Source organism: Ideonella sp. B508-1 (genome assembly GCF_000333615.1).
Taxonomy (GTDB): domain Bacteria; phylum Pseudomonadota; class Gammaproteobacteria; order Burkholderiales; family Burkholderiaceae_C; genus Ideonella.
This window is the reverse complement of the sequence record NZ_BADL01000254.1, coordinates 1-7,466: the sequence shown is the minus strand read 5'-3', so window position 1 is coordinate 7,466 and position 7,466 is coordinate 1. Positions and strand designations below refer to the sequence as shown.

6 protein-coding genes and 2 pseudogenes are annotated in these 7,466 nt (G+C 68.7%); 7 read left to right on the top strand and 1 reads right to left on the bottom strand.

The window, feature by feature from the left end:
- Positions 1-760, bottom strand: a pseudogene (locus I73_RS10510) (ribonuclease E/G); the annotation flags it as partial.
- A gap of 806 nt (positions 761-1,566) precedes the next feature.
- Here I73_RS10510 and I73_RS10500 point away from each other — a divergent pair.
- The 7 genes and pseudogenes from I73_RS10500 to bioB form a co-directional block, all read left to right on the top strand.
- The gene (locus I73_RS10500) at positions 1,567-2,550 is read left to right on the top strand and encodes an RluA family pseudouridine synthase (RefSeq protein WP_026096569.1); all 984 of its coding nucleotides are present in this window, start codon (positions 1,567-1,569) and stop codon (positions 2,548-2,550) included.
- Positions 2,551-2,559: 9 nt separating this feature from the next.
- Entirely contained in the window at positions 2,560-3,222 is a 663-nt protein-coding gene (locus I73_RS10495; RefSeq protein WP_022980563.1) for an HAD-IA family hydrolase, read from the top strand.
- Positions 3,223-3,228: 6 nt separating this feature from the next.
- Positions 3,229-3,633, top strand: coding sequence for a Rieske 2Fe-2S domain-containing protein (locus I73_RS10490; protein ID WP_022980562.1), 405 nt, complete (start codon positions 3,229-3,231; stop codon positions 3,631-3,633).
- 54 nt (positions 3,634-3,687) lie between these two features.
- Positions 3,688-4,743 carry a S49 family peptidase gene (locus I73_RS10485; protein ID WP_051049163.1) on the top strand — a complete coding sequence of 352 codons (1,056 nt, stop codon included), beginning with the start codon at positions 3,688-3,690 and terminating at the stop codon, positions 4,741-4,743.
- A gap of 100 nt (positions 4,744-4,843) precedes the next feature.
- Positions 4,844-5,706 (top strand): annotated as a pseudogene (gene panB, locus I73_RS27310) (3-methyl-2-oxobutanoate hydroxymethyltransferase).
- 57 nt (positions 5,707-5,763) lie between these two features.
- Positions 5,764-6,603 carry a pantoate--beta-alanine ligase gene (gene panC, locus I73_RS10475; protein WP_022980560.1) on the top strand — a complete coding sequence of 280 codons (840 nt, stop codon included), beginning with the start codon at positions 5,764-5,766 and terminating at the stop codon, positions 6,601-6,603.
- Positions 6,604-6,655: 52 nt separating this feature from the next.
- A partial coding sequence (bioB, locus tag I73_RS27305) for a biotin synthase BioB (RefSeq protein WP_022980559.1) occupies positions 6,656-7,466 on the top strand: 811 nt, incomplete at its 3' end.

Here is a 7,466-nt window from a genome sequence, read left to right as displayed (position 1 = left end):
GCGATGCGCCGATTCGGGCATCACGTGGTCAATGAACTGCTGGGCCTGATCGTAGATGTCGTCGGTGTCGATCAGGATCTCGCCGATGTCGGCGGTGAAAGTAGTCGCGGATCGCGCGGATCACCAGCGACGACTCCTGGTAGATCAGGAAGGCGCCCTTGCCCGCCTTGGACGCGCCGTCGATCGCGTCCCACAGCTTGAGCATGTAGTTCAGGTCCCACTGCAGCTCGGGGGCCGAGCGGCCGATGCCGGCGGTGCGGGCGATCAGGCTCATGCCCTTGGGGTACTCGAGCTGGTCGAGGTTTTCCTTCAGCTCCTCACGCTGCTCGCCCTCGATGCGGCGGCTCACGCCACCGCCGCGCGGGTTGTTGGGCATCAGCACCAGGTAGCGGCCGGCCAGCGAGACGAAGGTGGTCAGGGCGGCGCCCTTGTTGCCACGCTCTTCCTTTTCGACCTGGACCAGCAGTTCCTGGCCGTTGGAGATCACGTCCTGGATCTTGGCGTCCTTGACCGAGACGCCTTCCTTGAAATACTGGCGCGAGATTTCCTTGAAGGGCAGGAAGCCGTGGCGGTCCTCGCCGTAGTCGACGAAGCAGGCCTCCAGGGACGGCTCGACGCGGGTGACGACGGCCTTGTAGATGTTGCCCTTGCGCTGTTCGCGGCCCTCGATCTCGGTCTCGAAGTCGAGCAGCTTCTGGCCATCGACGATCGCGAGGCGCCGCTCTTCCGGCTGCGTCGCGTTGATCAGCATGCGTTTCATGTGCACTCCTGTCCACGTGCGCCCGGCAGGCCGGCCGCACGAAATGGAGGCGCCGCCCGGATGTCATCGAAAAGGAGGACAGTCCAGCCGGCACCTCGAACGATGCACGAGAAAACGGAAAAGCCGGTGGAAGGAATCGCCCTGGACTGTCCGAAGCGCCGCTCGTGGCGGACTCAGGTGGACAGCGTTGGCGCGTGCGTCCGGGTGTCGGAACCCCGTTTGCCGGATGGCGCGAACCCCGGGCGCACGGCGGGGGCCGTGGGCGCGCGCTCCCATGCAGGCCACGCCGGTGGAGCACCGGGGCCTGTCAAGCGGAAGCAATCGGGAAACGACAGCATGCGGAAATCGGATTCGTTCACTCGGAACGCCGGGCTCGATCCTGGACCGAAGGTCGGTCTGGTCATCGCGCCCGATGAAAACCTTTTGATGGACCCCTGCCAAGGCAGGGCGGCACATTCCATGTCTCTCTGCCGCCCGATGTCCGAGGCCGCCGGTCACGTCGGGACCGGCCATTCCAGGGCCATCAGGCGTTGCATCACCTTGCGGCGCGCAAGAATTCTGCGCGCCTTTCCACGATATCGCCCGGGGTGCCCGAGGTAAACTCAGAAAAATCAAGCACTTAGGGCTCAATCGTGGCTCAGACCATTATAAAGGCGAAAAACAGGCCCGCCACGGCCCGCCGCAGCACGTCCGAGAAAAGCACCGGGGCGTCCCGGCCGGGCGCGCGCCGGACGCCTTCAAAGTTGGCGCCCACTCCCGCTAAGGGGGCTGCACCGGCAAGGGCCGCAGCGCCCCAGCCCGCCTTGCTGTCGGTGCCAGCGACGCCCAGCGTTCGGCTCGTCACGGTCGACGAGCGCTCGGTCGGCCAGCGCCTGGACAACTTTCTGCTGCGCGAACTCAAGGGCGTGCCCAAGACCCACGTCTACCGCATCATCCGCTCCGGCGAGGTGCGGGTGGACAAGGCCCGGGCCGGCGCCGACACCCGGCTGGAAGAGGGTCAGGTGGTGCGCGTGCCGCCGGTGCGGGTGGCCGAGGCGCCGGATGAAGCGGCGGTGGCCGCCGTGCCGGCGCGCGAATTCCCGTTGCTGTTCGAGGACGAGCAACTGCTGGTGATCGACAAGCCGGCCGGCGTGGCCGTGCATGGCGGCAGCGGGGTCAGCTTTGGCGTCATCGAGCAACTGCGCCGGGCGCGGCCCCAGGCCAGGTTCCTGGAGCTGGTGCACCGCCTGGACAAGGAGACCTCCGGCCTGCTGCTGCTGGCCAAGAAGCGCAGCGCCCTGACGGCGCTGCAGGACCAGTTCCGCCAGCGCGAGACCGGCAAGACCTATGCGGCCCTGGTGATCGGCGACTGGCCGGCGCGAAAAAAGGTCATCGACGTGGCCCTGCACAAGTACCTGACCGCCGAGGGCGAGCGACGGGTGCGTGCCGTGCCGGGCGACGACGAGGAAGGTCGGCGCTCCATCTCGCTGGTGCGGGTGGCGGCGCGCTACGCCGGCTTCAGCCTGCTGGATGTGACCATCAAGACCGGCCGCACCCACCAGATCCGCGTCCACCTCTCGCACGAGGGGCACCCCATCGTCGGCGACGAGAAGTACGGTGATTTCGCCTTGAACAAGGCCCTGGCCGCCGGCCGGGCCGTGGCGGGCGCACGCTTCGACCGCATGTTCCTGCATGCCCGGCGCCTGGCTTTCGACCATCCGGTCAGCGGGGCCCGCATCGAGCTGGAGGCCCCCCTGCCCCCGGAATGCGAGACACTGCTGGCCCAGCTGACCCCGGCCACGGCCGCCTGATTCCCGACCATGACCCGTTCCCGCCGCTTCGACCTCATCGCCTTCGATTGGGATGGCACGCTGTTCGACTCCACCGCGCTGATCGTGCGGTGCATCCAGCGTGCCGCCCAGGACCTGCAACTGCCCGTGCCCAGCGACCAGGAGGCTGCCTTCGTGATCGGCCTGGGCCTGCACGAGGCCCTGCAGAAGGTGGTGCCGGGTCTGCCGCCCGAGCGCTACCCCGAACTGGGCCAGTGTTACCGCCGCCACTATTTCGCCGCCCAGCACGAGATCAGCCTGTTTCAGGGCACGCTGGAAATGCTGGCCGCGCTCAAGGACCGACACCACTGGCTGGCGGTGGCCACCGGCAAGAGCCGGCGTGGCCTGGACGAGGCCCTCTCCAGCACCGAACTGCATGGGGTGTTCGACGCCAGCCGCACGGCCGACGAGACCTTTTCCAAGCCCCATCCGCGCATGCTGGAGGAGCTGATGGCCGAGTTCGGCGTGTCGCCCGAGCGCACACTGATGATCGGCGACACCACCCATGACCTGGAAATGGCCCGCAACGCCCGCACTGCGGCGGTGGGCGTCAGCTTCGGGGCGCACGATCCAGCGGCCTTCGCCCCGCTGAATCCCCTGTTCGTGGCCCACTCCACCCCTGAGCTGCATGTCTGGCTGCTCGACAATGCCTGACACACCATGACCGAGCCGGCCGCGTCTTCCCGCATCGCGCTGTGTGCCAGTCAGGCCCTGGCCGAGCGGGGCGATGCCTGGGTCTTCGACGTGCTGCTCTGGGGCCGGCCGGCCCGTGCCTTCGCTCTGCGCTTCGACGGTCGGGTGGTGGGCTACCTCAACCGCTGCGTGCACGTGTCTGCCGAGATGGACTGGCAGCCCGGCCGTTTCCTGGACACGCAAAAGCGCTGGATCGTCTGTGCCCTGCATGGCGCCACCTTCGAGCCTTCCGATGGCTACTGCATTGCCGGCCCCGGGCGGGGCCAGCGCCTTCGGGCCCTGCGGGTGGAAGAAGAGGGCGGGCAGGTCTGGTGGTGGCCCGACGCCGATGTCCAGCCTGTGCCGCTCGTCCCCACGCCTTCCCTGTCATGACCCCGTTCCGGCCGCTTGCCGCGGGCCGGTTTTCCGACTCTTCAACTCAACACCATGTCGTCGAACGAACCGTCCACACCGGATCCTCTGGGTCCGTACGACTCTCCGCTGAGCGCCGCGCCCGCACCGGCGCCGGAGGCGGCCCCGCCCGCCGCGGCGCCTTCACCTGAAGCCAAGAGCCTGGCCGGGCTGGAGACCCTGTTGCAGCAGTTCGGCGCTGAGATGCTGCGCCAGCGCCGCAGCGAGCGCCGCTGGCGCATCGGCTTCCGGCTGGCCTGGTTCGGGCTGGTGCTGGCCGTGGCCTGGGCGGCGTTCACCCAGCGCGGCGTGCACCCGGCCGCGCCTTCCGGGCCGCACACCGCGTTGATCGAGGTGCGCGGCGAGATCGCCGAGCAGAGCGAGGCCAGTGCCGAGAACATCGTCGCCTCGCTGAAGTCTGCCTACGAGGATGATTCGGCCAAGGGCATCGTGATGCGCTTCAACTCGCCCGGCGGCAGCCCCGTGCAGGCCGGCATCGTCAGCGATGAGATCCAGCGTTTGCGCAAGCTGCATCCGAACAAGAAGCTCTACGCCGTCTGCGAAGAGATGTGCGCCTCGGCGGCCTACTACATGGCCGTCAACGCCGACGAGATCTACGTCGACAAGGCCAGCATCGTCGGCTCCATCGGCGTGCTGATGGACGGCTTCGGCTTCACCGGCCTGATGGACAAGCTGGGCGTGGAACGTCGCCTGCTGACCGCCGGCGCCAACAAGGGCATGCTGGACCCGTTCTCGCCGCTCGACGAAAAGCAGAAGGCCTATGCCGAGGCCATGCTCGAACAGATCCACCAGCAGTTCATCACCGTGGTCAAGCGTGGTCGGGGAGACCGCCTGAAGCTGAACGACGACACCTTCTCGGGCCTGTTCTGGAACGGTGAAGAGGCGGTGAACCAGGGCTTGGCCGACCACTACGGCAACCTGGATTACGTGGCCCGCGAGGTGGTCAAGGCCGAGGACGTGATCGACTACACCCCGCAGGAAAACGTGGCCGAACGGCTGGCCAAGCGTTTTGGCGCGTCGATCGGCGAAGGCGTCGTCCACGCCATGCGCGCCATCGGTCCGCTGCGGTGAAGGGTGGCTGCTTCGGGGCAGGGCCGGTTGCTGCAGGCCCTCGGGCCTGGGTGCACAATGCCGGTCCCTGCCCGAGCGGCAGCTGTCTCTGAATTGATCCATGAGTGTCCACCCGGTTGAACCCACCGCCGCCGCGCCCCGCCCGGCGCTGAACCTGCCCCGTTTGCGCGACATGGCCGCCCGCGGCGAGAAGCTCGCCATGGTGACCTGCTACGACGCCACCTTCGCTCAGCTGCTGGACGCGGCCGAGGTGGACATCCAGCTGGTGGGCGATTCGCTGGGCATGTGGTGCAGGGCCAGAGCAGCANCCTGCCGGTCACGCTGGAGCACATGGCTTACCACACGGCTTGCGTGGCCCGGGCCAAACGCCAGGCCTGGCTGGTGACGGACATGCCTTTCGGCAGCTACGAGGCCAGCCCGCAGCAGGCCTTCGAATCGGCCGCGGCGCTGATGCGCGCCGGGGCCCAGATGGTCAAGATCGAGGGTGGGGGTGACATCGCCCACACGGTGCGCTTCCTGGTGGACCGGGGCATCCCGGTCTGCGGTCACCTGGGGCTGACCCCGCAGCGCGTGCATGCCCTGGGGGGCTTCCGCATCCAGGGGCGTGACGAGGCCGCCGCCGCCCAGCTCAAGGCCGATGCCGCGGCGCTGGCCCAGGCCGGTGCCGCCATGCTGGTGCTGGAGCTGGTGCCCTCGGCCCTGGCGCGCGAGATCACCCAGGCCCATCCCGAGATGATGACCATCGGCATCGGCGCGGGCGCGGGCACCACCGGCCAGGTGCTGGTGCTGCACGACCTGCTGGGGCTGACCTCCGGCAAGCGCCCGCGCTTCGTGCGCGACTTCACCCGTGAGCCCGGCAGTGCCGCCGATGCGCCGGGCTTGTCGGTGGCGCAGGCCCTGCGTCGCTACGTGGTGGACGTGAAGGCCGGTCGCTTCCCCGACGAGGCTGTGCACGGCTACTGATTCCTGAAGTTCGAGGCGGGCGGCGTGCAGGCGTCGGCCCGCAGGAGGAGAGGGCGCATGCGCGTCATTCACACCATTGCCGAGCTGCGCCAGGCGCTGGCCGGCCAACACCGCACGGCCTTCGTGCCGACCATGGGCAATCTGCACGAGGGGCATCTGAGCCTGGTGCGCGAGGCCGCCCGGCGTGGCGGCCCGGTGGTGGTCAGCATCTTCGTCAACCGGCTGCAGTTCCTGCCGCACGAGGATTTCGATCAGTACCCCCGCACGCTGGCGCGCGACGCCGAGCTGCTGGCCCCGGCCGGCTGCGACATCGTCTTCGCGCCATCCGAATCCGAGCTCTACCCCGAGCCCCAGGCCTACAAGGTACAGCCGCCCGCGGCCCTGGCCGATCTGCTGGAAGGCGAGTTCCGTCCCGGCTTCTTCACCGGCGTGTGCACCGTGGTGATGAAGCTGTTCCAGATCGTGCAGCCGGCCGTGGCCGTCTTCGGCCAGAAGGACTACCAGCAGCTGGCGGTGATCCGCGGCATGGTGCGCCAGTTCGCCCTGCCCATCGAGATCGTCGGCCACGCCACGGTGCGGGCCGACGACGGCCTGGCTCTGTCCTCGCGCAACGGCTACCTCCAGCCTGCCGAAAGGGTGGAGGCCATTGCCCTGGCCCAATCCCTGCGACAATTGGCCGCAGGCGCCCGGGACGGTGCCGCGACCCTGGCTTCGATCGAGGCCGCTGCCGCGGACAGCCTGCGGGCCCGCGGCTGGGTGCCGGACTACCTCACCCTGCGCCGCCGGTCCGACCTGCTGCCGCCGACCGACGCCGAGCGTCTGGCCGGTGAGCCCCTGGTGGCACTGGGCGCGGCCCGTCTGGGCCAGACCCGTCTGATCGACAACCTCGAGCTCTGAGCGCCTGCGGCGCCCAGCCTGGCCCGAGCCATTTCCAGCGAGAAGGAACGCGATGTCCACTGCCACCTCCTGCACCAGTGAAGCCAGCACCACGGCCCAGCCGATCCAGATCCACCGCCCCCGTGCGGCGGAGCCGGCCGGTCCCCAGCGTTGGTCGGTGGCCGACATCGAGGCCCTGTTCAACCTGCCGCTGACCGAGCTGATCTTCCGCGCCCAAACGGTGCACCGCGAGCACTTCGACCCGGCCGAGATCGAGCTGGCCACGCTGCTGTCGATCAAGACCGGCGGCTGCCCCGAAGACTGCGGCTACTGCCCTCAGTCGGTGCACTACGACACCGGCGTCGATGCCACCAAGCTGATGGAAGTCGACGCGGTGCGCGAGGCCGCCCTGGCCGCCAAGAGCGCCGGCGCCACCCGCTTCTGCATGGGCGCCGCCTGGCGCGCCCCCAAGGACCGGGATGTGGAGAAGGTGGCCGAGCTGGTGCGCGAGGTGAAGTCCCTGGGCCTGGAGGCCTGCTGCACCCTGGGCATGCTGACCGAGAACCAGGCTCAGGAACTGAAGAAGGCCGGCCTGGACTACTACAACCACAACCTGGACACCGCGCCGGAGACCTACGGCAAGATCATCTCCACCCGTGACTACCAGGACCGCCTGGAGACGCTGGAGCATGTGCGCAATGCCGGCGTGTCCGTCTGCTGCGGCGGCATCGTCGGCATGGGCGAAAGCCGTACCGAGCGCGCCGGCCTCGTGGCCCAGCTGGCCAACATGGACCCGTACCCCGATTCGGTGCCCATCAACGAGCTGGTGCAGGTCGAAGGCACGCCGCTGCACGGCACCGAGAAGCGGGACCCCTTCGAGTTCG

Bases quoted from the DNA above. Each gene is read 5' to 3' on its own strand.
- panC (WP_022980560.1), top strand. From the start codon at position 5,764: ATGCGCGTCATTCACACCATTGCCGAGCTGCGCCAGGCGCTGGCCGGC.
- I73_RS10485 (WP_051049163.1), top strand. From the start codon at position 3,688: ATGTCGTCGAACGAACCGTCCACACCGGATCCTCTGGGTCCGTACGAC.
- I73_RS10490 (WP_022980562.1), top strand. From the start codon at position 3,229: ATGACCGAGCCGGCCGCGTCTTCCCGCATCGCGCTGTGTGCCAGTCAG.
- I73_RS10495 (WP_022980563.1), top strand. From the start codon at position 2,560: ATGACCCGTTCCCGCCGCTTCGACCTCATCGCCTTCGATTGGGATGGC.